Annotated in this window: 25 protein-coding genes, 1 tRNA gene and 1 pseudogene; 3 read left to right on the top strand and 24 right to left on the bottom strand. The window is 69.4% G+C overall.

The genetic code is table 11. The features are described from left to right. Nucleotides 1-5 precede the first annotated feature (5 nt). The 24 genes and pseudogenes from rpsQ to ACR80Q_RS03385 form a co-directional block, all read right to left on the bottom strand. Nucleotides 6-308 (bottom strand): 30S ribosomal protein S17, encoded by a 303-nt coding sequence (gene rpsQ, locus ACR80Q_RS03500; RefSeq protein WP_435376169.1) that lies wholly within the window; start codon nucleotides 306-308, stop codon nucleotides 6-8. A gap of 2 nt (nucleotides 309-310) precedes the next feature. Then, nucleotides 311-541, bottom strand: a pseudogene (rpmC, locus tag ACR80Q_RS03495) (50S ribosomal protein L29); the annotation flags it as partial. Further along, nucleotides 541-960: a 50S ribosomal protein L16 gene (gene rplP, locus ACR80Q_RS03490; protein ID WP_380167115.1), complete on the bottom strand. Its 420-nt coding sequence runs from the start codon at nucleotides 958-960 to the stop codon at nucleotides 541-543. The gene rplP and the pseudogene rpmC, both read right to left, overlap by 1 nt. Before the next feature lie 3 nt (nucleotides 961-963). Further along, on the bottom strand, nucleotides 964-1809 hold the full coding sequence (gene rpsC / locus ACR80Q_RS03485; protein WP_435376168.1) for a 30S ribosomal protein S3: 846 nt from the start codon (nucleotides 1807-1809) through the stop codon (nucleotides 964-966). Then, a complete protein-coding gene (gene rplV, locus ACR80Q_RS03480; protein WP_435376167.1) occupies nucleotides 1809-2204 on the bottom strand; it encodes a 50S ribosomal protein L22 in 396 nt (131 codons plus the stop codon). The genes rpsC and rplV overlap by 1 nt, the downstream gene beginning before the upstream one ends. 37 nt (nucleotides 2205-2241) lie before the next feature. Beyond that, nucleotides 2242-2523 (bottom strand): 30S ribosomal protein S19, encoded by a 282-nt coding sequence (rpsS, locus tag ACR80Q_RS03475; RefSeq protein ID WP_435376166.1) that lies wholly within the window; start codon nucleotides 2521-2523, stop codon nucleotides 2242-2244. Nucleotides 2524-2537: 14 nt separating this feature from the next. Then, nucleotides 2538-3374, bottom strand: a complete 837-nt coding sequence (gene rplB, locus ACR80Q_RS03470; protein WP_435376165.1) for a 50S ribosomal protein L2 — start codon at nucleotides 3372-3374, stop codon at nucleotides 2538-2540. Nucleotides 3375-3392: 18 nt separating this feature from the next. Then, on the bottom strand, nucleotides 3393-3713 hold the full coding sequence (gene rplW, locus ACR80Q_RS03465; protein ID WP_380167103.1) for a 50S ribosomal protein L23: 321 nt from the start codon (nucleotides 3711-3713) through the stop codon (nucleotides 3393-3395). Further along, nucleotides 3710-4408: a 50S ribosomal protein L4 gene (gene rplD, locus ACR80Q_RS03460; RefSeq protein WP_435376164.1), complete on the bottom strand. Its 699-nt coding sequence runs from the start codon at nucleotides 4406-4408 to the stop codon at nucleotides 3710-3712. Before rplD ends, rplW begins: the two co-directional genes overlap by 4 nt. Nucleotide 4409: 1 nt before the next feature. After that, nucleotides 4410-5060: a 50S ribosomal protein L3 gene (gene rplC, locus ACR80Q_RS03455; protein WP_435376163.1), complete on the bottom strand. Its 651-nt coding sequence runs from the start codon at nucleotides 5058-5060 to the stop codon at nucleotides 4410-4412. Between the two features lie 16 nt (nucleotides 5061-5076). After that, nucleotides 5077-5385, bottom strand: coding sequence for a 30S ribosomal protein S10 (rpsJ, locus tag ACR80Q_RS03450; protein ID WP_340290715.1), 309 nt, complete (start codon nucleotides 5383-5385; stop codon nucleotides 5077-5079). A 362-nt stretch (nucleotides 5386-5747) separates the two neighbouring features. Next, nucleotides 5748-6941 carry an elongation factor Tu gene (gene tuf / locus ACR80Q_RS03445; RefSeq protein WP_435376162.1) on the bottom strand — a complete coding sequence of 398 codons (1194 nt, stop codon included), beginning with the start codon at nucleotides 6939-6941 and terminating at the stop codon, nucleotides 5748-5750. Between the two features lie 132 nt (nucleotides 6942-7073). After that, complete coding sequence (gene fusA, locus ACR80Q_RS03440) at nucleotides 7074-9179, bottom strand: elongation factor G (RefSeq protein WP_435376161.1); 2106 nt, start codon at nucleotides 9177-9179, stop codon at nucleotides 7074-7076. Nucleotides 9180-9318: 139 nt separating this feature from the next. After that, a complete protein-coding gene (rpsG, locus tag ACR80Q_RS03435; protein ID WP_380167095.1) occupies nucleotides 9319-9789 on the bottom strand; it encodes a 30S ribosomal protein S7 in 471 nt (156 codons plus the stop codon). Beyond that, nucleotides 9789-10163 carry a 30S ribosomal protein S12 gene (gene rpsL, locus ACR80Q_RS03430; protein ID WP_380167093.1) on the bottom strand — a complete coding sequence of 125 codons (375 nt, stop codon included), beginning with the start codon at nucleotides 10161-10163 and terminating at the stop codon, nucleotides 9789-9791. Before rpsL ends, rpsG begins: the two co-directional genes overlap by 1 nt. 230 nt (nucleotides 10164-10393) lie before the next feature. Continuing rightward, nucleotides 10394-14275, bottom strand: a complete 3882-nt coding sequence (locus tag ACR80Q_RS03425; RefSeq protein WP_435376160.1) for a DNA-directed RNA polymerase subunit beta' — start codon at nucleotides 14273-14275, stop codon at nucleotides 10394-10396. A gap of 93 nt (nucleotides 14276-14368) precedes the next feature. Beyond that, entirely contained in the window at nucleotides 14369-17857 is a 3489-nt protein-coding gene (rpoB, locus tag ACR80Q_RS03420; RefSeq protein ID WP_435376433.1) for a DNA-directed RNA polymerase subunit beta, read from the bottom strand. Nucleotides 17858-18069: 212 nt separating this feature from the next. Continuing rightward, nucleotides 18070-18456 carry a 50S ribosomal protein L7/L12 gene (rplL, locus tag ACR80Q_RS03415; protein ID WP_435376159.1) on the bottom strand — a complete coding sequence of 129 codons (387 nt, stop codon included), beginning with the start codon at nucleotides 18454-18456 and terminating at the stop codon, nucleotides 18070-18072. A 117-nt stretch (nucleotides 18457-18573) separates the two neighbouring features. Next, nucleotides 18574-19107, bottom strand: a complete 534-nt coding sequence (rplJ, locus tag ACR80Q_RS03410; RefSeq protein WP_435376158.1) for a 50S ribosomal protein L10 — start codon at nucleotides 19105-19107, stop codon at nucleotides 18574-18576. 336 nt (nucleotides 19108-19443) lie between these two features. Then, nucleotides 19444-20151, bottom strand: coding sequence for a 50S ribosomal protein L1 (gene rplA / locus ACR80Q_RS03405; protein ID WP_435376157.1), 708 nt, complete (start codon nucleotides 20149-20151; stop codon nucleotides 19444-19446). Nucleotides 20152-20246: 95 nt separating this feature from the next. After that, a complete protein-coding gene (gene rplK, locus ACR80Q_RS03400) occupies nucleotides 20247-20681 on the bottom strand; it encodes a 50S ribosomal protein L11 (RefSeq protein ID WP_435376156.1) in 435 nt (144 codons plus the stop codon). Nucleotides 20682-20754: 73 nt separating this feature from the next. Further along, nucleotides 20755-21633 carry a transcription termination/antitermination protein NusG gene (nusG, locus tag ACR80Q_RS03395; protein WP_435376155.1) on the bottom strand — a complete coding sequence of 293 codons (879 nt, stop codon included), beginning with the start codon at nucleotides 21631-21633 and terminating at the stop codon, nucleotides 20755-20757. Between the two features lie 64 nt (nucleotides 21634-21697). Further along, nucleotides 21698-21928: a preprotein translocase subunit SecE gene (gene secE, locus ACR80Q_RS03390; RefSeq protein WP_435376154.1), complete on the bottom strand. Its 231-nt coding sequence runs from the start codon at nucleotides 21926-21928 to the stop codon at nucleotides 21698-21700. A gap of 55 nt (nucleotides 21929-21983) precedes the next feature. Further along, nucleotides 21984-22056 (bottom strand) — tRNA-Trp (locus ACR80Q_RS03385). 160 nt (nucleotides 22057-22216) lie between these two features. Between ACR80Q_RS03385 and ACR80Q_RS03380 the strand changes: the two genes are divergently transcribed. The 3 genes from ACR80Q_RS03380 (at nucleotide 22217) to ACR80Q_RS03370 (ending at nucleotide 25417) form a co-directional block, all read left to right on the top strand. Then, nucleotides 22217-23449, top strand: a complete 1233-nt coding sequence (locus ACR80Q_RS03380; protein ID WP_435376153.1) for a pyridoxal phosphate-dependent aminotransferase — start codon at nucleotides 22217-22219, stop codon at nucleotides 23447-23449. 127 nt (nucleotides 23450-23576) lie between these two features. Beyond that, a complete protein-coding gene (locus ACR80Q_RS03375) occupies nucleotides 23577-24626 on the top strand; it encodes an ABC transporter ATP-binding protein (protein WP_435376152.1) in 1050 nt (349 codons plus the stop codon). Then, nucleotides 24623-25417, top strand: coding sequence for an ABC transporter permease (locus ACR80Q_RS03370; protein ID WP_435376151.1), 795 nt, complete (start codon nucleotides 24623-24625; stop codon nucleotides 25415-25417). The genes ACR80Q_RS03375 and ACR80Q_RS03370 overlap by 4 nt, the downstream gene beginning before the upstream one ends. Nucleotides 25418-25420 lie beyond the last annotated feature (3 nt).

Here is a 25420-nt window from a genome sequence, read left to right as displayed (position 1 = left end):
CTGCCTCACTTAGCCTTCTCGAGGACCTCGACCACGCGCCAGCGCTTGGTCGCGGACAGCGGGCGGGTCTCCATGATCAGGACGAGGTCGCCGACACCGGCCGCGTTGGCCTCGTCGTGCGCCTTGACCTTGCTCGTGCGACGAAGGACCTTGCCGTAGAGGGGGTGCTTGACCCGGTCCTCCACGGCGACCACTGCGGTCTTGTCCATCTTGTCGCTGACGACGTAGCCGCGACGGGTCTTGCGGTTGCCACGCTCGGACGTCGCAGCCTGAGCGGCCTCGACAGCCTTGGGTGCGTCGGTGCTCATGATGCGACCTCCTGGGTGGTGATGCCGAGCTCGCGCTCACGCATCACGGTGTAGATCCGAGCGATGTCTCGCTTGACCGCCTTGAGGCGGCCGTGGCTCTCGAGCTGCCCCGTGGCCGAGGCGAAGCGCAGGTTGAACAGCTCCTCCTTGCCCTTGCGGAGCTCCTCGACCAGCCTGGCGTCGTCGAAGGTGCGGAGGTTCTCGGGGGCGAGGTCCTTGCTACCGACCGACATCAGATGTCACCACCCTCACGCTGCACGATGCGGCACTTCATGGGCAGCTTGTGCATGGCACGGGTGAGCGCCTCCTTGGCGACGTCGTCGCTGGGGTAGCTCAGCTCGAACATGACACGGCCCGGCTTGATGTTGGCGACCCACCACTCCGGCGAGCCCTTGCCCGAACCCATGCGGGTCTCGGCGGGCTTCTTGGTGATGGGGCGGTCCGGGTAGATGTTGATCCAGACCTTGCCGCCACGCTTGATGTGGCGGGTCATGGCGATACGAGCGGACTCGATCTGCCGGTTGGTGACGTACGCCGGCTCGAGGGCCTGGAGGCCCCACTCGCCGAACGTCACCTGCGTACCGCCCTTGGCCGCTCCGGAGCGGCTCGGGTGGTGCTGCTTGCGGTGCTTGACGCGACGCGGGATAAGCATCTGTCAGGCCTCCGATCCGGTGGTGGCGGGCGCCTCCGCAGCGGGAGCGGCCGCGGGTGCCTCGGCGGCGGCGGGAGCCGCTGCCTCGACGGGGGCCTCGCTGCGGGGACCGCGCTCGGTGCGCTGGGGACGCTCGGGACGGTCACCACGCGGGGGACGACGACCGGCGCCACGGGGCGCGGCCGAGGCCTGCTCGCGGGCGAGCTCCTTGGCGGTCTTGTCGCCGTTGTAGATCCAGACCTTCACGCCGATGCGACCGAACGTCGTCTTGGCCTCGAAGAAGCCGTAGTCGATGTTGGCGCGCAGGGTGTGCAGGGGGACCCGGCCCTCGCGGTAGAACTCCGTGCGGCTCATCTCCGCGCCGCCGAGGCGACCGGAGACCTGCACGCGGATGCCCTTGGCGCCGGCGCGCTGCGAGGACTGCATGCCCTTGCGCATCGCACGACGGAAGGACACGCGGCTGGACAGCTGCTCGGCGATTCCGACGGCGACCAGCTGGGCGTCGCCCTCGGGGTTCTTGACCTCGAGGATGTTCAGCTGGACCTGCTTGCCCGTGAGCTTCTCCAGCTCGCCGCGCAGGCGGTCCGCCTCGGCGCCGCGGCGACCGATGACGATGCCCGGACGCGCGGTGTGCAGGTCGACGCGGACCCGGTCACGGGTGCGCTCGATCTCGACCTTGGCGATGCCGGCGCGCTCGAGACCGACGGTCATGAGCTTGCGGATCTTGACGTCCTCGCCCACGTAGTCGCTGTAGCGCTGACCCGTGGTGGTCGAGTCGGCGAACCAACGCGACTTGTGCTCGGTCGTGATGCCGAGCCGGTACCCGTTCGGGTTGACCTTCTGACCCATCAGCGGGCTCCCTTCGTGCTCTCGGTGCCGGCACCGGCCGCGGAGACCTCGGGAGAGGCGACGACCACGGTGATGTGGCTGGTTCGCTTGCGGACGCGGAACGCACGACCCTGCGCTCGCGGCTGGAACCGCTTGAGCGTGGGGCCCTCGTCCACGAACGCCGTGGTGACGACGAGCTCGTCGGCGACGAAACGCTCGCCGTACTTGTCCGCCTCCACCCGTGCGTTCGCGATCGCGCTCTCGACGAGCTTGCGGACCGGCTCGGCCGCGGTCTGCGGGCTGAACCGCAGGACCTGGACCGCATCGGTCGCACGCTTGCCGCGCACGAGGTCGACGACGCGTCGGGCCTTCATGGGCGTGACGCGGACGTGGCGCGCCTTCGCCGTGGCTTCCATATCTGGCTCCTGACCTGTCTCGGAGGGCGTCGCCGCGTCAGCGGCGACGGCCCTTCCGGTCGTCCTTCTCGTGCCCGCGGAAGGTGCGGGTGGGGGCGAACTCGCCCAGCTTGTGGCCGACCATCGACTCGGTGACGAACACCGGGACGTGCTTGCGGCCGTCGTGCACGGCGATGGTGTGCCCGAGCATGTCCGGCACGATCATCGAGCGGCGGGACCACGTCTTGATGACGTTCTTGGTCCCGGCCTCGTTCTGCGTGTCCACCTTCTTGGTCAGGTGGTCGTCGACGAACGGGCCCTTCTTCAGGCTGCGTGGCATCGTCGCAACTCCTCTCAGCGCTTCTTGCCGGACTTGCGGCGACGGATGATCTGCTTGTCGCTGGCCTTGTTCGACCGGCGCGTACGACCCTCGGGCTTGCCCCACGGGCTGACCGGGTGGCGACCACCGGAGGTCTTGCCCTCACCACCACCGTGCGGGTGGTCGACGGGGTTCATGACGACACCGCGGACGGTCGGGCGCTTGCCCTTCCACCGCATCCGGCCGGCCTTGCCCCAGTTGATGTTCGACTGCTCGGCGTTGCCGACCTCGCCGATGGTGGCGCGGCAGCGGACGTCCACGTTCCGGATCTCGCCCGAGGGCATCCGCAGCTGGGCGTTGGTGCCCTCACGGGCGACCAGCTGGACGCTCGTGCCGGCGGAGCGGGCGATCTTGGCGCCCCCACCGGGACGGAGCTCGATGGCGTGCAGCACGGTGCCGACCGGGATGTTGCGCAGCGGCAGGCTGTTGCCGGGCTTGATGTCGGCCCCGGGGCCGTTCTCGATGACGTCGCCCTGGGACAGACGGTTCGGCGCCAGGATGTAGCGCTTCTCGCCGTCCACGTAGTGCAGCAGCGCGATCCGCGCCGTGCGGTTGGGGTCGTACTCGATGTGCGCGACCTTGGCGTTGACGCCGTCCTTGTCGTGGCGACGGAAGTCGATGATGCGGTAGGCGCGCTTGTGGCCACCGCCCTGGTGGCGGGTGGTGATCCGGCCCGAGTTGTTGCGGCCGCCCTTCTTGGTGAGGGGGCGGACGAGCGACTTCTCGGGCGTGCTGCGCGTGACCTCGACGAAGTCTGCGACGGAGGAGCCGCGGCGACCGGGGGTCGTCGGCTTGTACTTGCGGATAGCCATGTCAGTCAGTCCTCGAGATCACGCGACCGGACCGAAGATGTCGATCGTGCCCTCGCGGAGGGTGACGATCGCGCGCTTCGTGTCCTTGCGCTTGCCGGTGCCGTAGCGCGTGCGACGCGCCTTGCCCTGACGGTTGATGATGTTGACGCCCTTGCCGGCGACCTTGACGCCGAAGACCTTCTCGACCGCGATCTTGATCTCGGTCTTCGAGGCGCGCGGGTCGACGAGGAAGGTGTACTTCCCCTCCTCCTGCAGGCCGTAGGACTTCTCGCTGACGACGGGCGCCAGCAGGATGTCGCGCGGGTCCTTGCCGACGTGGGCGAAGCTCGACTCGGTCACTTCGTCGCCTCCTCGTTGCCGGTGGTGCGGGCCGCGATGAACTCGTCCAGGGACGAGCCCACGAACACGAGGTCGTCGCTGCACAGCACGTCGTAGGTGTTGAGCTGGTCCACGGCGAGCACGTGCAGCCCCGCGAGGTTGCGCACGCTCTTCCACGACAGCTCGTCGTCCCGGCTGACCAGGACGAGCAGGTTGCTGCGGCTGCTGGCCGCGGCGAGAGCCTTGCGGGCGGAGGCCGCCGAGGGCAGCTCACCGGTCACCAGGGACTCCAGCACGTGGATGCGGCTGTGGCGGGCCCGGTCCGACAGGGCCCCGCGCAGGGCGGCGGCCTTCATCTTCTTGGGGGTCCGCTGCGAGTAGTCGCGCGGGGTGGGGCCGTGGACGACGCCACCACCGGCGAACTGCGGCGCGCGGGTCGAGCCCTGACGGGCCCGGCCGGTCCCCTTCTGGCGGTACGGCTTCTTGCCGCCGCCGGAGACCTCCCCACGGTTCTTGGTCTTGTGCGTGCCCTGACGGGCGGCAGCGAGCTGCGCGACGACGACCTGGTGGATCAGCGGGATGTTCGTCTGGACGGCGAACAGCTCCGCGGGCAGGTCGATGGTGCGCGAGCTCGAGCCGTCCGCCGCGAGCACCTTGACGCTCAGCGTGCCGTCGGTGTCGGTCGACGCGGCGGCCGGCTTGGTGGCCGTGGCCATGTCAGGCCTCCTTCCGGGTCTTCTTCGAGGCGGTCGCGACGAGCACGACGGAGCCCCGGGGGCCGGGGACGGCGCCCTTGACGAGGATGTAGCCGCGCTCGACGTCCACGGCGTGCACCAGCAGGTTCTGGGTGGTCTGACGCTCGTGACCCATCCGCCCGGCCATCCGCACGCCCTTGAAGACGCGACCCGGGGTGGCGCAGGCGCCGATCGACCCGGGCTTGCGGTGGTTGCGGTGGGAGCCGTGGCTGGCGCTGACGCCCTTGAACCCGTGGCGCTTCATGACGCCCGCGGTGCCCTTGCCCTTGGTGGTCCCGACGACGTCGACGACGTCACCGTCCACGAAGGACTCCAGCCCCACCTCCTGGCCGAGGTCGAACGCACCGGTGGTGCGCACCTCCACCAGGTGACGGCGCGGCGGGACACCCGCACGCTCGAAGTGACCGGACATCGGCTTGTTGACCTTGCGCGGGTCGATGCGCCCGTAGCCGAGCTGCACGGCCGCGTAGCCGTCCTTGTCCTTGGTCTTGACGTCGGTGACGACGTTTCCGGCTGCCTCGACGACCGTGACGGGCACGAGGACGTTGTCCGCGTTCCACACCTGGGTCATGCCGAGCTTGCGGCCCAGCAGGGCCCGCACTTCTCTCTCCACAGTCACAGTCGATCCCTCAGAGCTTGATCTCGATGTCGACGCCCGCGGGGAGGTCCAGCCGCATGAGCGAGTCCACCGTCTTGGGCGTCGGGTCGAGGATGTCGATGAGCCGCTTGTGGGTGCGCATCTCGAAGTGCTCGCGGCTGTCCTTGTACTTGTGCGGCGAGCGGATGACGCAGTACACGTTCTTCTCCGTCGGCAGCGGCACGGGGCCGGCCACGGAGGCACCGGTACGGATCACGGTCTCGACGATCTTGCGCGCCGAGGAGTCGATCACCTCGTGGTCGTAGGCCTTGAGCCTGATGCGGATCTTCTGTCCCGCCATGGCGTCATCCACTCTCTCTCTTCGGTACCGGTTCCCGGCCGCGTGGGGCCGCCATCCGGTGGTCGTGCTCTGGTCTGGGGTGGGCCGGTACTCCGGCCCGGTGTCCGACCCCCGCGGTCGGGCGTGTCGCCCTGTCCACGTTCTGGTCGGCTCGCGTTCTTCGTGTGTGCTGCCGTCCCCCCGACCCTGAGGCCGTTGGTGGGCACCGAGGTGCACCGGGCAACCGCGACAGTCTGACAGACCGCGGCGCCTGATCCAAACCGGCTGGTCCTCGCGTCGGGGTCACGGCCCGCCGACGACCGCCCGCTCCCCCGACGCACGACGGCGGCGCCCCGGAGAACCGGGACGCCGCCGTCTGAGGATCAGTTGATGATCTTGGTGACGCGACCCGCGCCGACCGTGCGGCCACCCTCGCGGATGGCGAAGCGCAGACCCTGCTCCATGGCGATGGGCTGGATCAGCGCCACCGTCATCTGGGTGTCGTCGCCGGGCATGACCATCTCGGTGCCCTCGGGCAGCGTGATGACGCCGGTGACGTCGGTGGTGCGGAAGTAGAACTGCGGACGGTAGTTCGAGTAGAAGGGGTTGTGACGCCCACCCTCGTCCTTGCTCAGGATGTAGACCTGGGCCTCGAAGTCCGTGTGGGGCGTGATCGAGCCGGGCTTGACGACGACCTGGCCGCGCTCGACGTCCTCGCGCTTGATGCCGCGCAGCAGCAGACCGACGTTCTCACCCGCACGGGCCTCGTCGAGCAGCTTGCGGAACATCTCGACGCCCGTGACCGTGGTCCGGGTCGAGGTGTCCTTGATGCCGACGATCTCGATCTCCTCGTTGACCTTGAGGACACCACGCTCGGCGCGACCGGTGACAACCGTGCCACGACCGGTGATGGTGAAGACGTCCTCGATGGGCATGAGGAACGGCTGGTCGATGGCGCGCTCGGGCTCGGGGATGGCGGTGTCGACCGCGTCCATGAGCTCGAGGAGCTTGTCGCCCCACTCCTTGTCGCCCTCCAGCGCCTTGAGCGCGGAGACGCGCACCACGGGAAGGTCGTCGCCGGGGAACTCGTACTGGTTGAGGAGGTCGCGGACCTCGACCTCGACGAGCTCGAGGATCTCCTCGTCGTCCACCATGTCGGCCTTGTTCAGGGCGACGACGATGTAGGGGACGCCGACCTGGCGGGCCAGGAGGACGTGCTCCTTGGTCTGGGGCATCGGGCCGTCGGTCGCGGCGACCACGAGGATCGCGCCGTCCATCTGGGCCGCACCGGTGATCATGTTCTTGATGTAGTCGGCGTGACCGGGGCAGTCGACGTGCGCGTAGTGCCGCGACTCGGTCTGGTACTCGACGTGCGCGATCGAGATCGTGATGCCCCGCTCGCGCTCCTCCGGCGCCTTGTCGATCTGGTCGAACGCCGAAGCGGCGTTCAGCTCCGGGTACTTGTCGTGGAGCACCTTGGTGATGGCCGCGGTCAGCGTCGTCTTGCCATGGTCGATGTGACCGATGGTGCCGATGTTGACGTGCGGCTTGGTCCGCTCGAACTTCGCCTTAGCCACTGGGGCTCCTCCTCGGACTGATCTCCGCCGACGGGTTCGCCCGACGGTGGTCGTAGGTGTGCAGTGCGGTGGTGGTCTCGTTCAGTCGTTCTTCACGCACGGCCGGTCAAAGACTAGACCGCCCGCGAGGTCTCACTCGCCGCGGATCTTCTTGACGATCTCGTCGGCGACGTTCCTGGGGACCTCGGCGTAGGAGTCGAACTGCATGGTGTACACCGCGCGCCCCTGGGTCTTCGACCGCAGGTCGCCGACGTAGCCGAACATCTCCGACAGCGGGACGGTGGCCTTGACGCTCTTGGCCCCCGACACGTCCTCCATGGACTGCATGTGCCCACGGCGGGAGTTGATGTCGCCGATGACGTCGCCCATGTACTCCTCGGGCGTGCGCACCTCGACGGCCATGATCGGCTCCAGCAGGACGGGGTCCGCCTTGCGGGCCGCCTCCTTGAACCCGGCCGAGCCGGCGATCTTGAAGGCCAGCTCCGAGGAGTCGACGTCGTGCGCGGCCCCGTCGGTCAGCGTCGCCTTCACGCCGGTCATCGGGTAACCGGCCAGGATGCCGACCTGCATGGCGTCCTGGAAGCCGGCGTCGACGCTGGGGATGTACTCGCGCGGGACACGACCACCGGTGACCTTGTTCTCGAACTCGTAGGTGGCGCCCTCCTCGGGGTCCACCAGCGGGCCGATCGTGAACTGGATCTTGGCGAACTGACCCGAGCCACCGGTCTGCTTCTTGTGGGTGTACGAGTACTTCTCCACCGTGCGGCGGATCGTCTCGCGGTACGCCACCTGGGGCTTGCCGACGTTGGCCTCGACCTTGAACTCGCGCCGCATGCGGTCCACGAGGATGTCGAGGTGCAGCTCGCCCATGCCCTTGATGATGGTCTGGCCGGTCTCCTCGTCCTGCTCGACCTGGAAGGTGGGGTCCTCCTCGGCCAGCTTCTGGATGGCGATGGAGAGCTTCTCCTGGTCGGACTTCGTCCGGGGCTCGATGGCCACCGAGATGACCGGGTCCGGGAAGGTCATGGACTCCAGGACGACCTGGTCCTGCGGGTCGCACAGGGTGTCGCCGGTCGTCGTGTCCTTCAGGCCGATCATCGCGTAGATGTGGCCGGCCTGGGCGTCGTCGACCGGGTTCTCCTTGTTGGAGTGCATCTGGAAGAGCTTCCCGATGCGCTCCTTCTTGCCCTTGGTCGAGTTGACGACACCGGAGCCCGCAGCCACCCGGCCGGAGTAGACCCGGACGTAGGTGAGCTTGCCGAAGAACGGGTGCGAGGCGACCTTGAACGCCAGCGCGGAGAAGGGCTCGGAGGCGTCCGGCTTGCGGATGATCTCCTTCTCCTCGTCGCGGACGTCGTGGCCGATCATCGGCGGCACGTCCAGCGGCGTGGGCAGGTAGTCCAGGACGGCGTCGAGCATGGGCTGGACGCCCTTGTTCTTGAACGCCGAGCCGCACAGCACCGGGTAGACGTCGGAGGCGATCGTCATCTTCCGGATCGCGGCCTTGATCTCCTCGGGCGTGAGCTCCTCGCCGGCCATGTACTTCTCGAGCAGGACGTCGTCCGCCTCGGAGATGGCCTCGATGAGGGCGGCCCGGTACTCCGCGGCCTGGTCGGCCAGGTCGGCCGGGATCTCCTCGATCTCGTACGCCTCGCCCTTGCCGGTGTCGCCGCGCCAGGTCAGGGCACGCATGTAGACGAGGTCGACGACACCGATGAAGTCGTTCTCGGCGCCGATCGGCAGCTGGATGACCAGCGGCGTCGCGCCCAGGCGGTCGACGATCGTCTTGACCGTGAAGAAGAAGTCCGCGCCCAGCTTGTCCATCTTGTTGACGAAGCAGATGCGGGGGACGTCGTACTTGTCGGCCTGACGCCAGACGGTCTCCGACTGGGGCTCCACGCCCTCCTTGCCGTCGAACACCGCGACGGCGCCGTCCAGCACGCGGAGGCTCCGCTCGACCTCGACGGTGAAGTCGACGTGGCCGGGCGTGTCGATGATGTTGATCTGGGCGCCTTCCCAGAAGCAGGTCGTCGCGGCCGACGTGATGGTGATGCCGCGCTCCTGCTCCTGCTCCATCCAGTCCATCGTCGCGGCGCCGTCGTGCACCTCGCCGATCTTGTAGTTGATCCCGGTGTAGAACAGGATCCGCTCGGTCGTGGTGGTCTTGCCGGCGTCGATGTGCGCCATGATCCCGATGTTGCGGACCTTGGTGAGGTCGGTCAGGACGTCCTGAGCCACGGTGGGCCTTCCTCGCTGGGCTGACTGAAGAGCAGATGAGCCGTCTGGCTGATGCGTGCCGATGGAGCTGGCGGTGGGGTGACCGTCTGCGGGCACCCTTCGCCGCGGGAGGGGCGGCGCCTCGTGGGCGCCGCCGACCTCACCAGCGGTAGTGCGCGAACGCCTTGTTGGACTCGGCCATCTTGTGCATGTCCTCGCGTCGCTTGACGGAGGCGCCGAGGCCGTTGCTGGCGTCCAGGATCTCGTTCATGAGCCGCTCGGTCATCGTCTTCTCGCGACGGGCGCGGGAGAAGCCCACGAGCCAGCGCAGGGCCAGCGTGGTGGACCGGGCGGGACGCACGTCGACGGGCACCTGGTAGGTGGAGCCACCGACGCGACGCGAGCGGACCTCGAGGGCCGGCTTCACGTTGTCGAGCGCGCGCTTGAGGATGATGACCGGGTCGTTGCCGGTCTTGGCGCGGGCGCCCTCGAGCGCGCCGTACACCGTGCGCTCGGCGACGGACTTCTTGCCGTCGAGGAGCACCTTGTTGACCAGCTGCGTGACCAGCGGCGAGTTGTACACCGGGTCGACGACGAGCGGCCGCTTCGGGGCGGGACCCTTGCGGGGCATCAGCTCTTCTCCTTCTTCGCGCCGTAGCGCGAGCGAGCCTGCTTGCGGTTCTTGACACCCTGGGTGTCGAGCGAGCCGCGGACGATCTTGTAGCGGACGCCGGGCAGGTCCTTCACCCGGCCGCCGCGCACGAGCACCATGGAGTGCTCCTGCAGGTTGTGGCCGACACCGGGGATGTAGGCGGTGACCTCGATGCCGTTGCTCAGGCGCACGCGAGCGACCTTGCGCAGCGCCGAGTTCGGCTTCTTGGGCGTGGTCGTGTAGACGCGGGTGCAGACACCACGGCGCTGGGGCGAACCCTTGAGCGCAGGCGTGTTGTTCTTCACCGGCTTGTCCTGGCGGCCCTTGCGGACCAGCTGCTGGATCGTGGGCACCGCTGCGGTACTCCCTACTTGATGTCGTGGATGTTGCCTGGCCGGCGGGGTCCGTCTGACCCCCGCACTCGGGCGTGTCGCGCTTGCTGCACGTGTGTTGCTGTGGCACGCGCGATGACCCGGTCAGACCGGGCGACTCGGGAGAGGGTACCTATCCCGAGCCTGCCCGGTCAAAACGCCTGCGCACCGGGCCGGCACCCCCCGTCAGGGGGATGCCGGCCCGAGGTGCGTCAGCGGTAGCTGCCGCCGAAGTCCAGGTCCTCCAGGGGCACTGCCTGCCCGCTGCCGGAACCGAACGGCGTGTAGTCGGCGTCGTCGTAGCTGGGCAGCGTGTACATGGCTGCCTTCGCCTCCTCCGTCGGCTCGACCGTGACGTCGCGGTAGCGAGCCAGGCCGGTGCCGGCGGGGATGAGCTTGCCGATGATGACGTTCTCCTTGAGCCCGACCAGCGGGTCCGACTTGGCGTTCATCGCCGCGTCGGTGAGCACCCGGGTGGTCTCCTGGAACGACGCCGCGGAGAGCCACGACTCCGTCGCCAGGGAGGCCTTCGTGATGCCCATCAGCTCGGGGCGGCCCGACGCGGGCTTGCCGCCGTTGCGCACCACCTCGCGGTTGGTCGTCTCGAAGCGCGTGCGCTCGGTCAGCTCGCCCGGCAGCAGGTTCGCGTCGCCGGAGTCGATGATCGTCACCCGCTTGAGCATCTGGCGGACGATGACCTCGATGTGCTTGTCGTGGATCGTCACGCCCTGGCTGCGGTAGACCCGCTGGACCTCGTCCACCAGGTGCTGCTGCACCTTGCGCGGCCCCAGCAGGCGCAGGACCTGCTTGGGGTCGACCACACCCGCGGTCAGCTGCTCGCCGACGACCACGTTCTGGCCGTCCTTGACGAGGAGCTTGGAGCGGGAGCTGACGGCGACCTCGATCTCCTCGCTGCCGTCGTCCGGCACCACCGTGACGGCGGTGACGACGTCGGCCTCGTTGCGCTCCAGGCGCACGCGCCCGGTCACCTCGGCGATCGGGGCGTTGCCCTTGGGGGTGCGCGCCTCGAACAGCTCGACGACGCGGGGCAGGCCCTGCGTGATGTCGTCGCCGGCCACGCCACCGGTGTGGAAGGTACGCATGGTCAGCTGCGTACCGGGCTCACCGATCGACTGGGCCGCGACGATGCCGACGGCCTCGCCGATGTCGACGAGCTTGCCGGCGGCCAGCGAACGGCCGTAGCAGAGCGCGCACGTACCGACGTGGCTCTCGCAGGTGAGGACGGAGCGCACCTTGACCTCGTGCACCCCCGCCGCGATGAGCGAGTCGATGACGATGTCGCCCAGGTCGGTGTTGGCCGTGGCGATGGTCTCGCCGTCGACCTCCACGTCCGTGGCCAGGCTGCGGGCGTACACCGTGGACTCGACGTGCTCGTCCTTGGTGAGGACGCCCTCGGCGTTGTCGGACGCGATCGGCATGACCAGGCCGCGCTCGGTGCCGCAGTCCTCCTCGCGGACGATGACGTCCTGGCTGACGTCCACCAGACGACGGGTCAGGTACCCCGAGTCGGCGGTGCGCAGGGCGGTGTCCGCGAGGCCCTTGCGGGCACCGTGGGTGGAGATGAAGAACTCGAGCACCGACAGGCCCTCGCGGAAGTTCGACTTGATCGGCCGCGGGATGATCTCGCCCTTGGGGTTGGCGACCAGGCCGCGCATGGCGGCGATCTGACGCATCTGCATCATGTTGCCCCGGGCTCCCGAGGTGACCATGCGGTAGATGGTGTTGGTGTCGGTGAGGTTGTCCTCCATGGCCTGGGAGACCACGTCGGTCGCCTCGGTCCAGATCTCGATCAGCTCACCACGACGCTCGTCGTCGGTGATCAGACCGCGCTCGTACTGGCTCTGGACCTTGTCGGCCCGGGTCTCGAAGGCCTCGAGGAGCTCCTTCTTGTTCGCCGGGGCGATGACGTCCGACAGCGCGACCGTCGTGCCCGAACGGGTGGCCCAGTGGAAACCGGCCTCCTTGAGCGCGTCCAGGGACGCCGCGACCTGCACCTTGGGGAAGCGCTCGGCGAGGTCGTAGACGATCGAGGACAGCTTCTTCTTGTCGACGGTGTAGTTGACGAAGGGGAAGCTGAACGGCAGCGCCTCGTTGAACAGCGTGCGACCGAGGGTGGTGTCCAGGGTGATGTTCTCGCCCTCGACGTAGCCCTCCGGCGCCTGCCAGTCCAGCGGCGGGACCAGGTCCGGGATGCGGATCCGGACCTTGGAGCCGATGTGGATCTCCTTGCGGTCCAGCGCCATCAGGGCCTCGGACACCGAGGAGAAGACGCGGCCGGTGCCGACGGTCTCCTCGGGCATGTCCTTGGTCAGGTGGTACAGGCCGATGATCATGTCCTGGGTGGGCATGGTCACCGGACGACCGTCCGACGGCTTGAGGATGTTGTTGCTGGAGAGCATGAGGATGCGGGCCTCGGCCTGCGCCTCCGCGCTCAGCGGCAGGTGCACGGCCATCTGGTCACCGTCGAAGTCGGCGTTGAACGCCGTGCAGACGAGCGGGTGGATCTGGATGGCCTTGCCCTCGACCAGCTGGGGCTCGAAGGCCTGGATGCCGAGGCGGTGCAGCGTGGGCGCCCGGTTCAGCAGCACGGGGTGCTCGCTGATGACCTCTTCCAGCACGTCCCACACGACCGAGCGCGAGCGCTCGACCATCCGCTTGGCGGACTTGATGTTCTGGGCGTGGTTGAGGTCGACCAGGCGCTTCATGACGAAGGGCTTGAACAGCTCCAGCGCCATCTGCTTGGGCAGGCCGCACTGGTGCAGCTTGAGCTGCGGGCCGACGACGATGACCGAACGGCCGGAGTAGTCGACGCGCTTGCCCAGCAGGTTCTGGCGGAACCGGCCCTGCTTGCCCTTGAGCATGTCGGACAGCGACTTGAGCGCACGGTTGCCGGGACCCGTGACGGGCCGCCCGCGGCGGCCGTTGTCGAACAGCGCGTCGACGGCCTCCTGGAGCATGCGCTTCTCGTTGTTGACGATGATCTCGGGCGCACCGAGGTCCAGCAGCCGCTTGAGGCGGTTGTTGCGGTTGATGACCCGGCGGTACAGGTCGTTCAGGTCCGACGTCGCGAACCGGCCACCGTCCAGCTGCACCATCGGGCGCAGGTCCGGCGGGATGACCGGGACGCAGTCCAGCACCATGCCCATGGGCGAGTTGGTGGTGGACAGGAACGCGCTGACGACCTTGAGCCGCTTGAGGGCACGGGTCTTCTTCTGGCCCTTGCCCGTGGCGATCGTCTCGCGCAGCGACACGGCCTCGGCGTCCAGGTCGAAGGTCTCCAGGCGCTTCTGCAGCGCAGCCGCACCCATCCCGCCCTCGAAGTACATGCCGAAGCGCAGGCGCATCTCGCGGTAGAGCTGCTCGTCGCCCTCGAGGTCCTGGACCTTGAGGTTCTTGAACCGGTCCCAGACCGCCTCGAGCTTGTCGAGCTCCTGCGTGGCGCGACGGCGCATCTGCGACATCTCGCGCTCGGCGCCCTCGCGCACCTTGCGGCGCACGTCGGCCTTGGCGCCCTCGGCCTCGAGCTCGGCCAGGTCGCCCTCGAGACGCTTGGCGCGCTCGTCGATCTCGCCGTCACGACGGCGCTCGATCTCGGCCTTCTCGTTGACGATGCCCGTCTCCAGGCTCGACAGGTCGCGGTGGCGCGCGTCGTCGTCGACCGACGTGATCATGTAGGCCGCGAAGTAGATGACCTTCTCGAGGTCCTTGGGCGCCAGGTCCAGGAGGTAGCCCAGACGGCTGGGGACGCCCTTGAAGTACCAGATGTGGGTGACGGGGGCGGCGAGCTCGATGTGGCCCATCCGCTCACGACGCACCTTGGCGCGGGTCACCTCGACGCCGCAGCGCTCGCAGATGATCCCCTTGAACCGGACCCGCTTGTACTTGCCGCAGTAGCACTCCCAGTCCCGGGTCGGACCGAAGATCTTCTCGCAGAAGAGCCCGTCCTTCTCCGGCTTCAGGGTGCGGTAGTTGATGGTCTCCGGCTTCTTGACCTCGCCGTGCGACCACGCGCGGATGTTGTCGGCGGTGGCCAGGCCGATGCGGAGCTCGTCGAAGAAGTTGACGTCGAGCACAAATTCCTTCTCTCGTTGCGTTCGTCGCTCGTCAGGAGGTGGGAGCCGGCGGCCGGCCGGTCAGGGCCGGCCGCCGTGCTCCCGGGAAGGCCGTCAGACCTCTTCGACGCTGCTCGGCTCGCGCCGGGACAGGTCAATGCCGAGCTCCTCCGCCGCGCGGAAGACGTCGTCGTCGGAGTCACGCATCTCGATCGACGTGCCGTCGGACGACAGCACCTCGACGTTGAGACACAGCGACTGCATCTCCTTGATGAGGACCTTGAACGACTCCGGGATCCCCGGCTCGGGGATGTTGTCGCCCTTGACGATGGCCTCGTACACCTTCACGCGGCCGATCACGTCGTCGGACTTGATCGTGAGCAGCTCCTGCAGCGCGTAGCTCGCGCCGTACGCCTCGAGCGCCCAGACCTCCATCTCGCCGAACCGCTGACCACCGAACTGCGCCTTACCACCCAGCGGCTGCTGCGTGATCATCGAGTACGGACCGGTCGAGCGGGCGTGGATCTTGTCGTCGACCAGGTGGTGCAGCTTCAGGATGTACATGTAGCCGATCGACACCGGCTCGGGGAACGGCTCACCGGAGCGGCCGTCGAGCAGGTTCGCCTTGCCGTCGGCGTTGACCAGGCGGTCACCGTCACGGTTGGGCAGCGTCGAGCTCAGCAGACCGGTGACCTCGTCCTCGTGCGCCCCGTCGAAGACCGGGCTGGCGACGTTGGTGCCGGGTGCGACCTCGCGGACGGTGTCCGGCATCCGGGCCGCCCACTCGGGGGCACCCTCGATCTTCCAGCCCTGGCTGGCGATCCAGCCGAGGTGGAGCTCGAGGATCTGGCCGATGTTCATGCGGCCGGGGACGCCGAGCGGGTTGAGGATGATGTCGACGGGGGTGCCGTCCTCCATGAACGGCATGTCCTCGACGGGCAGGATCTTCGAGATGACGCCCTTGTTGCCGTGGCGTCCGGCGAGCTTGTCGCCGTCGGTGATCTTGCGCTTCTGGGCCACGTAGACCCGGACCAGCTGGTTGACGCCCGGCGGGAGCTCGTCGCCCTCGTCGCGGTCGAACAGCCGGACGCCGATGACGGTGCCGGTCTCGCCGTGGGGCACCTTGAGCGACGTGTCGCGGACCTCACGGGCCTTCTCGCCGAAGATGGCGCGCAGCAGGCGCTCCTCGGGGGTGAGCTCGGTCTCGCCCTTGGGCGTGACCTTGCCGACCAGGATGTCGCCCGGGACGACCTCGGCACCGATGCGGATGATCCCGCGCTCGTCGAGGTCCGCGAGGACCTCCTCGCCGACGTTGGGGATGTCCCGGGTGATCTCCTCGGGGCCCAGCTTGGTGTCGCGGGCGTCGACCTCGTGCTCCTCGATGTGGATCGAGGACAGGACGTCGTCCTGCACCAGGCGCTGGCTGAGGATGATGGCGTCCTCGTAGTTGAGGCCCTCCCACGGCATGAACGCCACGAGCAGGTTGCGCCCGAGCGCCATCTCGCCACCGTCGGTGGAGGGACCGTCGGCCAGGATGGAGCCCGGCTCGATGCGCTGGCCGGAGTCCACCAGCACGCGCTGGTTGTAGGACGTGCCCTGGTTGGAGCGACGGAACTTGTGCACCCGGTAGGTGCGGTAGGTCCCGTCGTCCTGCGCGACGGTCACCGCGTCGGCGGCGACCTCCTGCACGACTCCCCCGGCCTCGGCCACGACGACGTCGCCGCCGTCGACCGCGGCCCGCAGCTCCATGCCGGTGCCGACGAACGGCGCCTCGGCCCGGACCAGCGGGACGGCCTGACGCTGCATGTTGGAACCCATGAGCGCGCGGTTGGAGTCGTCGTGCTCCAGGAACGGGATCATCGCGGTCGCGACAGAGCTGATCTGCCGGGCCGAGACGTCCATGAAGTCGACCTCGTCGCCGTGGACGTAGTCCACCTCGCCGAAGCGGGTCCGGACCAGCACGCGGTCCTCGGCGAAGCGGCTCTTCTCGTCCAGGGGCGCGTTGGCCTGCGCCACGACGAAGTTGTCCTCCTCGTCGGCGGTGAGGTACTGGACCTCGTCGCTGACGACGCCCTTGGCGACCTTGCGGTACGGGGTCTCCACGAAGCCGAAGGAGTTGATCCGCGCGTAGGTGGCGAGCGAGCCGATCAGGCCGATGTTCGGGCCCTCCGGGGTCTCGATCGGGCACATCCGGCCGTAGTGCGACGGGTGGACGTCGCGGACCTCGAAGCCGGCACGGTCACGGGACAGACCACCCGGGCCCAGCGCGGACAGACGACGCTTGTGCGTCAGGCCGGCGAGCGGGTTGTTCTGGTCCATGAACTGCGACAGCTGGGAGGTCCCGAAGAACTCCTTGATGGCCGCGACCACGGGACGGATGTTGATGAGGCTCTGCGGGGTGATCGCCTCGACGTCGGAGGTGGTCATCCGCTCCCGGACGACGCGCTCCATCCGGGACAGGCCCGTGCGGACCTGGTTCTGGATGAGCTCGCCGACGTTGCGCAGGCGACGGTTGCCGAAGTGGTCGATGTCGTCGACCTCGACGCGAAGCTCGACGGCCTCGCCCGCCTTGTGCCCGGACATCGTCCGCTGGTCGTCACCGGTGGCCGCGTTGTGGTGCAGCGTCACCAGGTACTTCAGCGTCGCGACGATGTCGGCCAGGCTCAGGGTCGAGTCGGCCAGCGGCTTGTCGACGCCCAGCTTGCGGTTGAGCTTGTAGCGCCCCACCTTGGCCAGGTCGTACCGCTTCGGGTTGAAGTAGAGGTTGTCCAGGAGGGTCTGGGCCGCCTCGCGCGTGGGCGGCTCGCCCGGACGCAGCTTGCGGTACAGGTCCAGCAGGGCCGCGTCGGAGTCGGCGGTGGTGTCCTTGTCCAGCGTCGACAGCATGCTGTCGTAGCCGGCGAACTCCTCGCGGATCTCCTGCTCGGTCATGCCGAGCGCCTTGAGGAAGACCGTGACCGACTGCTTGCGCTTGCGGTCGACGCGCACGCCTACCGCGTCGCGCTTGTCGATCTCGAACTCGAGCCACGCGCCACGGCTGGGGATGAGCTTGGCGGTGAAGACGTCCTTGTCGGAGGTCTTGTCGCGCACCCGCTCGAAGTAGGCGCCGGGCGAGCGCACCAGCTGCGACACCACGACACGCTCGGTGCCGTTGATGACGAAGGTGCCGCGGTCGGTCATGAGCGGGAAGTCGCCCATGAACACCGTCTGGCTCTTGATCTCGCCGGTGGTCATGTTCATGAACTCGGCGGTCACGAAGAGCGGGGCCGCGTAGGTCATGTCCTTCTCGCGGCAGTCCTCGACGGAGTACTTGGGGGGCTCGAAGCGGTGGTCCCGGAACGACAGGGACATCGTCTCCGAGAAGTCTTCGATGGGGCTGATCTCCTCGAAGATCTCGGCGAGACCGGAAGCACCGGGGTCCTCGCCGAGGGCCTCGAGACGAGCGACGTGGTTGTCGTTGCCGAGCAACCAGTCGAAGCTCTCCGTCTGCAACGCCAGGAGGTCGGGGACCTCGAGCGGCTCACGGATCTTGGCGAAAGAGGGTCGGGGGTTCACCGGTACGGGCTGTACACGAGGAGCGGGCGCGGTGCGCGAGGCGACCAAGACGGGTCCTTCCACGGGCCTGCTGTGGGTTTTCGTTGCATGGTTGACACCCGTGGTCAATCCCACGGGAGTCAGAGGCTGGGCAGCAAAGGACAACGATAGGTCGTCGGCCCCTGCAAGGCAAATCGCCCCGGCCCCGCACGGTGTCCGCGCGGGGTCGGGGCGACCTGTGTGCCGGGCGTGCGCCCGGCGGGTGGGTCAGAGAGCGTGGGTCACTTGACGGTGACGGTCGCGCCGGCACCCTCGAGCTTCTCCTTGGCGGCCTGGGCGGCCTCCTTGTCGACCTTCTCCAGGACGGCCTTGGGGGCGGCGTCCACGAGGTCCTTGGCCTCCTTGAGGCCCAGGCTCGTGAGGGCGCGCACCTCCTTGATGACCTGGATCTTCTTCTCGCCGGCAGCCTCGAGGACGACGTCGAACTCGTCCTGCTCGGCGGCCTCCTCCGCGGCGCCACCAGCGGCGCCACCAGCGGCGGCGACGGCGACGGGCGCGGCGGCGGTGACCTCGAAGGTCTCCTCGAACTTCTTCACGAACTCGGAGAGCTCGATCAGGGTCATGTCCTTGAACTGCTCGAGCAGCTCGTCGGCGGTGAGCTTCGCCATGGGGTGTCCTTCTTCCTGGTGTCTACGGATGGTGCAGGCCCCGCGCGGTGCGGCCGGGCCGGTGTCGCGGTGTGGTGCTCGTGCGTCTCGTGCTCGTGCGTCTCGGGCGGGCGACCGTCAGGCCGCGTCGCTCTCCTGCTCGCGCTTGACCCGCAGCGCGTCGACCGCACGGGCGGCCTTCGCGAGCGGGGCGTTGGCCAGGTAGACCGCCTTGGACAGCGGCGCCTTCATGGCCCCGGCGAGCTTGGCGAGGAGCACCTCGCGCGGCTCGAGGTCGGCCAGCTTCTTGAGGCCGTCCGCGTCGATCGGGCGGCCGTCGAGCACACCGCCCTTGATGACGAGCGCGGGGGCTTCCTTGCCGAAGTCACGCAGACCCTTGGCGGCCTCGACCGGGTCACCGGTCACGAACGCGATGGCCGTGGGGCCCTTGAGGTCTGCGGGGTCCAGGCCCTCGAAGCCCGCCTTCTCGGCGGCGATCTTCGTGAGCGTGTTCTTGACGACGGCGTACGTCGCGTTCTCGCCGAGGGCGGCGCGCAACTTCGTCAGCTGGGAGACGGTGAGCCCGCGGTACTCGGTGAGGACGGCCGCGTTCGAGGCACGGAACAGGTCCGCGAGCTCGGCGACGGCGTCAGCCTTCTCCTGGGTGGGCATGGTGTTCCTTCCGTCTTCTGCAGGACCGCGTGCGCGGTCCCGACCGAACGGAGGACCCGGGAGAGACGACGAACGCCCCGGCGCGAGGCACGGGGCGTGGACCCACGAGGGGGCCTTGCTCAGCACCTGCGCGGGCCGTCCGGGTCGTCTCCCGGATCCTTCGACACACCCGTGAGGGTGCCGACCAGCGGTCTTCGGTGGTTGCAGGGTACGGCCCGGTTGCGCCGCGGACCAAATCGCCCCGTCCCGGCCCACCCTCCCGCGGACGACGCGGGGCCCGGACCGAGTCGGTCCGGGCCCCGCGTGCGGGTGGTGCTGGTGCTGGGGTGCTGGTGCTCAGGCGTTGGCGTCCACGGCTGCCGAGGCGGTCGGGTCGACCGGGATGCCCGGGCCCATCGTCGCGGCGATCGTCGTCTTGGAGATGTAGCGCCCCTTGGACGAGGACGGCTTGAGGCGGAGGACCTCCTCCATCGCGGCGGCGTAGTTCTCGAGGAGCTTGGCCTCGTCGAACGACGCCTTGCCGATGATGAAGTGCAGGTTGGAGTGCTTGTCGACGCGGAACTCGATCTTGCCGCCCTTGATCTCGGTCACGGCCTTGGCCACGTCCATCGTCACGGTGCCGGTCTTCGGGTTGGGCATCAGACCGCGGGGGCCGAGCACCTTGCCCAGGCGGCCGACCTTGCCCATCAGGTCCGGGGTGGCCACGACGGAGTCGAAGTCGAGCCAGCCGCCCTGGATCTTCTCGAGCAGGTCGTCGCTGCCGACGTGGTCGGCGCCGGCCTCGAGGGCCTGCTGCGCGCGCTCACCGGTGGCGAAGACCAGGACGCGGGCCGTCTTGCCGGTGCCGTGGGGCAGGTTGACGGTGCCGCGGACCATCTGGTCCGCCTTGCGGGGGTCGACGCCCAGACGCATGGCGACCTCGACGGTCGCGTCGTACTTGGTGGTCGCGGTCTGCTTGACCAGCCCGACGGCCTCGGCGGGGGTGTACAGGTTGTCCGCGTCGATCTTGTCGGCCGCGGCGCGGTAGGCCTTGCTGCGCTTCATGTCTGCTCCTGTGGTGGGGTCCGCCCGCTGCTGCAGGCGTGGTGGAGTCGTGGTCGGCGGGCCGCGCGCGGCCCTCCCACGTGGTGCCGGGTGGATCAGTCGGAGACGGTGACGCCCATGCTGCGGGCGGTGCCGGCGATGATCTTGGAGGCCTGGTCGAGGTCGTTCGCGTTCAGGTCGGCCAGCTTGGTCTCGGCGATCTTGCGCACCTGCTCCTGGCTGATGGTGGCGACCTTGTCGGTGTGCGGGGTGCCCGAGCCCTTCTCGATCCCGGCGGCCTTCTTGATCAGCTGTGCGGCCGGCGGGGTCTTGGTGATGAAGGTGAACGAGCGGTCCTCGAAGACCGTGATCTCGACGGGGACGATGTCCCCGCGCTGCGACTCGGTCGCGGCGTTGTAGGCCTTGCAGAACTCCATGATGTTGACGCCGGCCGCACCGAGGGCGGGGCCGATCGGCGGGGCGGGGTTGGCCGCGCCGGCCTTGATCTGGAGCTTGATGACTCCAGTGACCTTCTTCTTCTTGGGAGGCACTTCTCGGGTCCTTCTGCTGTGTGGGTGGTGGTGGTGCGGTGGTGCCGTCCGGCGCCCTGGGTGGAGCAGCTCCTCAGAGCTTGGACACCTGGTTGAACGACAGCTCGACGGGCGTCTCGCGGCCGAAGATCGACACGAGGACCTTGAGCTTCTGGGAGTCGACGTTGATCTCGGAGATCGACGCCGGGAGGGTGGCGAACGGGCCGTCCATGACGGTGACCGACTCGCCGACCTCGAAGTCGACGGTGGCCGCGGACGAGGAGCTCGTACCGCCCCCGCCGCCCTTGCCGGTCGAGGCCGCGGGGACCGCGACGGTCGGGGCGAGCATGCCCATGACCTCGTCCAGGGTGAGCGGGACGGGGTGGTGGGCCGAGCCCAGGAAGCCGGTGACGCCGGGGGTGTGACGGACCGCACCCCAGGACTCGTCGGTGAGGTCCATGCGGACCAGCACGTAGGAGGGGATCCGGACCCGACGGACGTCCTTCTTCTGCCCGTTCTTGATCTCGGTCACCTCCTCCATGGGGACCTCGACCTGGTGGATGTACTCCTCCATGTTGAGGGAGGTGATCCGCGCCTCGAGGTTGGTCTTGACGCGGTTCTCGTAGCCGGCGTAGCTGTGGACGACGTACCAGTCGCCCACGGCACGACGCAGCTCGGTGCGCAGCTCCTCGACCGGGTCGGCCGGGGCCTCGTCGGGGTCCACCTGGTCCGTCGCCTCGCCGTCGGCGGGGACGGCCTCGTCGGCCGCCTCGACCTGCGTGGCGTCGGCGGGCTCGTCGACGTAGCCCTCGGTGAGGACGTCGGCGCCCTCGGTGGCGGCCAGGTCGGCCTCCTGGACGGTCAGCGAGGACTCGTCCAGGTGGGAGAGGTCGTCCGTCGTCACGTCGTCGGCGGTCGGGACCGCCTCGACGGTGTCCTCGGCGTCGCGTGCGACGTCGGGCTGGTCGGACATGTGGTGAACCTGCTTCCTGGGATCGGGGTGGGACGGTGGCCGGTCGGACGGCCCTCGCAGCGGCTCAGCCGCCGAACGCCCACAGGACGAGCCGGCCGAACCCGAAGTCGAGGATGCTGATGTAGGTCATGACCACGGCGACGAAGACGAGCACGACGCTCGTGTAGGCGACCAGCTCGTCCCGGGTGGGACGGACGACCTTGCGCAGCTCGGCGAGGCACTGACGCAGGAACAGCACGAAGCCGCCGCGGCGTCGATCGGCCGGGCTGGTCGTGCCCTCGCGGGTGTCCGTCACCGTCTGCTGCCTTCTCTCGCTGGTCCAGGTCGCCCTGGTTCGTCCGATCGATGCGCAGGGCAGGAGGGACTCGAACCCACAACCGCCGGTTTTGGAGACCGGTGCGCTACCAATTGCGCCACTGCCCTTCGACGGACCCCCGCTGCCGGAACCGCGCCGAGGGCACGGTGACGACGGCGGATGCACGCCGGTCGGTCAGCATACGGCCCTTCGACCCCGTGGGTCGAACTCGGCGCCACGCGACCGGTCCCGACGGCGGCGGCAGGCCGGGAGCGGCAAGATGGGGTCATGCCTGAGCAGCCCTCGCAGCAGCCCACGTCCGCACGCCCTCGTGTCTCCGCCCGGATCGGAGGCATCAGCGAGTCCGCCACCCTGGCCGTGGACGCGAAGGCCAAGGCGCTCAAGGCCGCCGGCCGTCCCGTGATCGGGTTCGGCGCGGGCGAGCCGGACTTCCCCACCCCGCCGGAGGTGGTCGACGCCGCGCTGGTCGCGGCCCGTGAGCCCGCGATGCACCGCTACACCCCTGCGGCCGGCCTGCCCGCGCTGCGCGAGGCCATCGCCGCCAAGACCGCCCGCGACTCCGGGCTGCAGGTCACGGCCTCGCAGGTGCTGGTGACCAACGGCGGCAAGCAGGCCGTCTACCAGGCGTTCGCCACGCTGCTGGACCCGGGCGACGAGGTGCTCCTGCCCGCTCCCTACTGGACCACCTACCCCGAGGCCGTCCGCCTGGCCGGCGGCGTGCCGGTGGAGGTGTTCGCCGGTCCCGAGCAGGGTTACCTGGTGACGGTCGAGCAGCTCGAGGCCGCACGGACCGAGCGGACCAAGGTGCTGCTGTTCTGCTCGCCGTCCAACCCCACGGGGGCGGTCTACCCGCGCGAGCAGGTCGAGGCCATCGGGCGCTGGGCGCTGGAGCACGGCGTCTGGGTCGTCACCGACGAGATCTACGAGCACCTCACCTACGACGGCGTGAGCGCGGAGTCCATGCCGGTGGTCGTGCCCGAGCTGGCCGACACCTGCGTCGTGCTGAACGGCGTGGCCAAGACCTACGCCATGACGGGCTGGCGCGTGGGCTGGATGATCGGGCCGGTCGACGTCATCAAGGCCGCGACCAACCTGCAGTCCCACCTCAGCAGCAACGTGGCCAACGTCAGCCAGCGCGCGGCGCTGGCCGCGGTCACGGGCACGCTGGACGCGGCGCACGCCATGCGCGAGGCCTTCGACCGCCGTCGCGGTCTGATGGTCGACATGCTGAACCAGGTCGACGGGGTCACCTGCCCGGTCCCGCAGGGGGCGTTCTACGCCTACCCCGACGTCCGCGGCGTGCTGGGCCGGACCATCGCCGGGCGCACCCCGCAGACCTCGGCCGAGCTCGCGACGCTGATCCTCGAGGAGTCAGAGGTGGCGGTGGTCCCCGGCGAGGCGTTCGGGCCCAGCGGGTTCCTGCGGCTGTCCTACGCGCTCGGTGACGACGACCTGGTCGAGGGCGTCACCCGGATCCAGCGCCTCCTCGCGGGGGCCTGACCCGCCCCCGGAGGCCCCGCGGCCACCGCACCCGCCCGACCCGACGCCCGGGTCCACCGACCGGTGGACCCGGGCGTCGGTGCACCGGTGCTCGTGCCGACCCGCGCCGCTGGAGCACGCTCGGCTCATGAGCACACCAGCCGAGACCACGTCGACGACCGGCGCACCGCTCCCCCGCCCCGGCACCGCGAGCCCCGGCGCCGCGAGCCCCGACGCGACCGGCCCGGCTCCCGGGCGGCCCGACGCCACGCTGCCCGACGCGGTCGACCTCGCCGTCCGGGTCCGGGGCCTGAGCAAGACCTACGCCGTGGGGGGCGGCGTCCACCGGACGGCCGTCGCGGACCTGGACCTGGACGTGGCCCACGGCGAGGTCTTCGCCCTGCTGGGGCCCAACGGGGCCGGCAAGTCGACGACGACCGAGATCCTCGAGGGCTACCGGCACCGGGACACCGGTGAGGTGGCCGTGCTCGGCACGGACCCCTGGCGGGCCCCGCTGTCCTGGCGCGCGCGGGTCGGGATCGTGCTGCAGGACACCTCCGAGCCGCTCGACCTGACCGTCGCGGAGCTGCTGCGGCACTGGGCGACCCTGTACCCCGACCCGCGACCGGTGGCCGAGGTCGCCGCGCTGGTCGGGCTGGGCGAGCGGCTCAGGACCCGGGTGGCCGCGCTGTCCGGCGGGCAGCGTCGTCGCCTCGACGTCGCCCTCGCCGTCATCGGCCGGCCCGAGCTCCTGTTCCTGGACGAGCCGACCACGGGCTTCGACCCGGAGGCCCGGCGGCAGTTCTGGGCGGTGCTGGAGGACCTGCGCGACGCGGGCACCACGATCCTGCTGACCACCCACTACCTCGACGAGGCGGCGCGGCTCGCCGACCGGGTGGCCGTCGTCGCGGACGGGCGGCTGGTGGCCTGCGGCCCACCGGACGAGCTGGGCGGGCCGCTGCGCGACGTGGCCGTGGTGCGGTGGCGCGACCCGGACGGACGACCCCGGGAGGAACGGACGACGACCCCGTCGGCCGTGGTGCGCCGCCTCCTCGCCGAGCACGCCGGTCCCGACGCCCGCGGCGAGGTCCCCGGGCTGACGGTCGGGCGCTCCTCGCTCGAGGACGTCTACCTGACCCTGGTCGGGCACGAGGCCGGTGCGGGCGCCGACCCCGCGCAGGAGCAGGTGACGGCATGAGCACCCTGACGATCGCCGCCTCGCGGACCCGGGTGGAGACCCTGCAGTTCCTCCGGCAGCGGGACTCGCTGGTGTTCAGCCTGCTGTTCCCGGCCATCCTCATGGTCATCTTCGGCTCGGTGTTCGACGACGAGATCGCCCCGGGCGTCAGCTTCAGCCAGTACTTCGTCGCGGGTGTCGCGGCGGCCGGCGTGCTGCTGACCAGCTTCCAGACCATGGCGATCGAGATCGCCATCGAGCGCGACAACGGCACCCTCAAGCGGTTGCGGGGCACCCCCATGCCCCCGGTCGCGTTCTTCCTGGGCAAGATCGGGCAGGTCCTGCTGACGACCGCGCTGCAGCTGGTGATCCTGCTGACCGTGGCGGTCCTGCTGTTCGACGTCACGCTCCCCGCGACGGCCGAGCTGTGGGCCCGGTTCACCTGGATCGTCGTCCTGGGCGCCGCGGCCGGGACCGTCCTGGGGATCGCCTTCAGCTCCGTGCCGCCCAACGCCCGGTCGGCGAGCGCCATCGTGACGCCGCCCATGATCGTCCTGCAGTTCATCTCCGGGGTGTACTTCGTCATCAGCCAGCTGCCGACCTGGATGGTCGACGTCGCCTCCCTGTTCCCGCTCAAGTGGATGGCGCAGGGCATGCGGTCGGTCTTCCTCGATGACACGGGCTGGCTCCAGGTGGAACCCTCGGGCTCGTGGCAGACGACGGAGACCGCGGTCGTGCTCGTCGCGTGGCTGCTGGCCGGGCTGGTGCTGGCCAGGCTGACGTTCCGCTGGCTGCCGCGGCGCCACGGCTGAGGG

The sequence above is a fragment of the Aquipuribacter aurantiacus genome (genome assembly GCF_051216895.1).
GTDB lineage: Bacteria > Actinomycetota > Actinomycetes > Actinomycetales > JBBAYJ01 > Aquipuribacter.
This window is presented reverse-complemented; position numbering and strand designations above follow the sequence as displayed.

Excerpts from the sequence above, each read along its gene's own strand:
- rpsQ (WP_435376169.1), bottom strand. The coding sequence starts at position 308 with ATGAGCACCGACGCACCCAAGGCTGTCGAGGCCGCTCAGGCTGCGACG.
- rplP (WP_380167115.1), bottom strand. The coding sequence starts at position 960 with ATGCTTATCCCGCGTCGCGTCAAGCACCGCAAGCAGCACCACCCGAGC.
- rpsC (WP_435376168.1), bottom strand. The coding sequence starts at position 1,809 with ATGGGTCAGAAGGTCAACCCGAACGGGTACCGGCTCGGCATCACGACC.
- rplV (WP_435376167.1), bottom strand. The coding sequence starts at position 2,204 with ATGGAAGCCACGGCGAAGGCGCGCCACGTCCGCGTCACGCCCATGAAG.
- rpsS (WP_435376166.1), bottom strand. The coding sequence starts at position 2,523 with ATGCCACGCAGCCTGAAGAAGGGCCCGTTCGTCGACGACCACCTGACC.
- rplB (WP_435376165.1), bottom strand. The coding sequence starts at position 3,374 with ATGGCTATCCGCAAGTACAAGCCGACGACCCCCGGTCGCCGCGGCTCC.
- rplD (WP_435376164.1), bottom strand. The coding sequence starts at position 4,408 with ATGGCCACGGCCACCAAGCCGGCCGCCGCGTCGACCGACACCGACGGC.
- rpsJ (WP_340290715.1), bottom strand. The coding sequence starts at position 5,385 with ATGGCGGGACAGAAGATCCGCATCAGGCTCAAGGCCTACGACCACGAG.
- rpsG (WP_380167095.1), bottom strand. The coding sequence starts at position 9,789 with ATGCCCCGCAAGGGTCCCGCCCCGAAGCGGCCGCTCGTCGTCGACCCG.
- rplL (WP_435376159.1), bottom strand. The coding sequence starts at position 18,456 with ATGGCGAAGCTCACCGCCGACGAGCTGCTCGAGCAGTTCAAGGACATG.
- rplJ (WP_435376158.1), bottom strand. The coding sequence starts at position 19,107 with ATGCCCACCCAGGAGAAGGCTGACGCCGTCGCCGAGCTCGCGGACCTG.
- rplA (WP_435376157.1), bottom strand. The coding sequence starts at position 20,151 with ATGAAGCGCAGCAAGGCCTACCGCGCCGCGGCCGACAAGATCGACGCG.
- nusG (WP_435376155.1), bottom strand. The coding sequence starts at position 21,633 with ATGTCCGACCAGCCCGACGTCGCACGCGACGCCGAGGACACCGTCGAG.
- ACR80Q_RS03380 (WP_435376153.1), top strand. The coding sequence starts at position 22,217 with ATGCCTGAGCAGCCCTCGCAGCAGCCCACGTCCGCACGCCCTCGTGTC.
- ACR80Q_RS03375 (WP_435376152.1), top strand. The coding sequence starts at position 23,577 with ATGAGCACACCAGCCGAGACCACGTCGACGACCGGCGCACCGCTCCCC.
- ACR80Q_RS03370 (WP_435376151.1), top strand. The coding sequence starts at position 24,623 with ATGAGCACCCTGACGATCGCCGCCTCGCGGACCCGGGTGGAGACCCTG.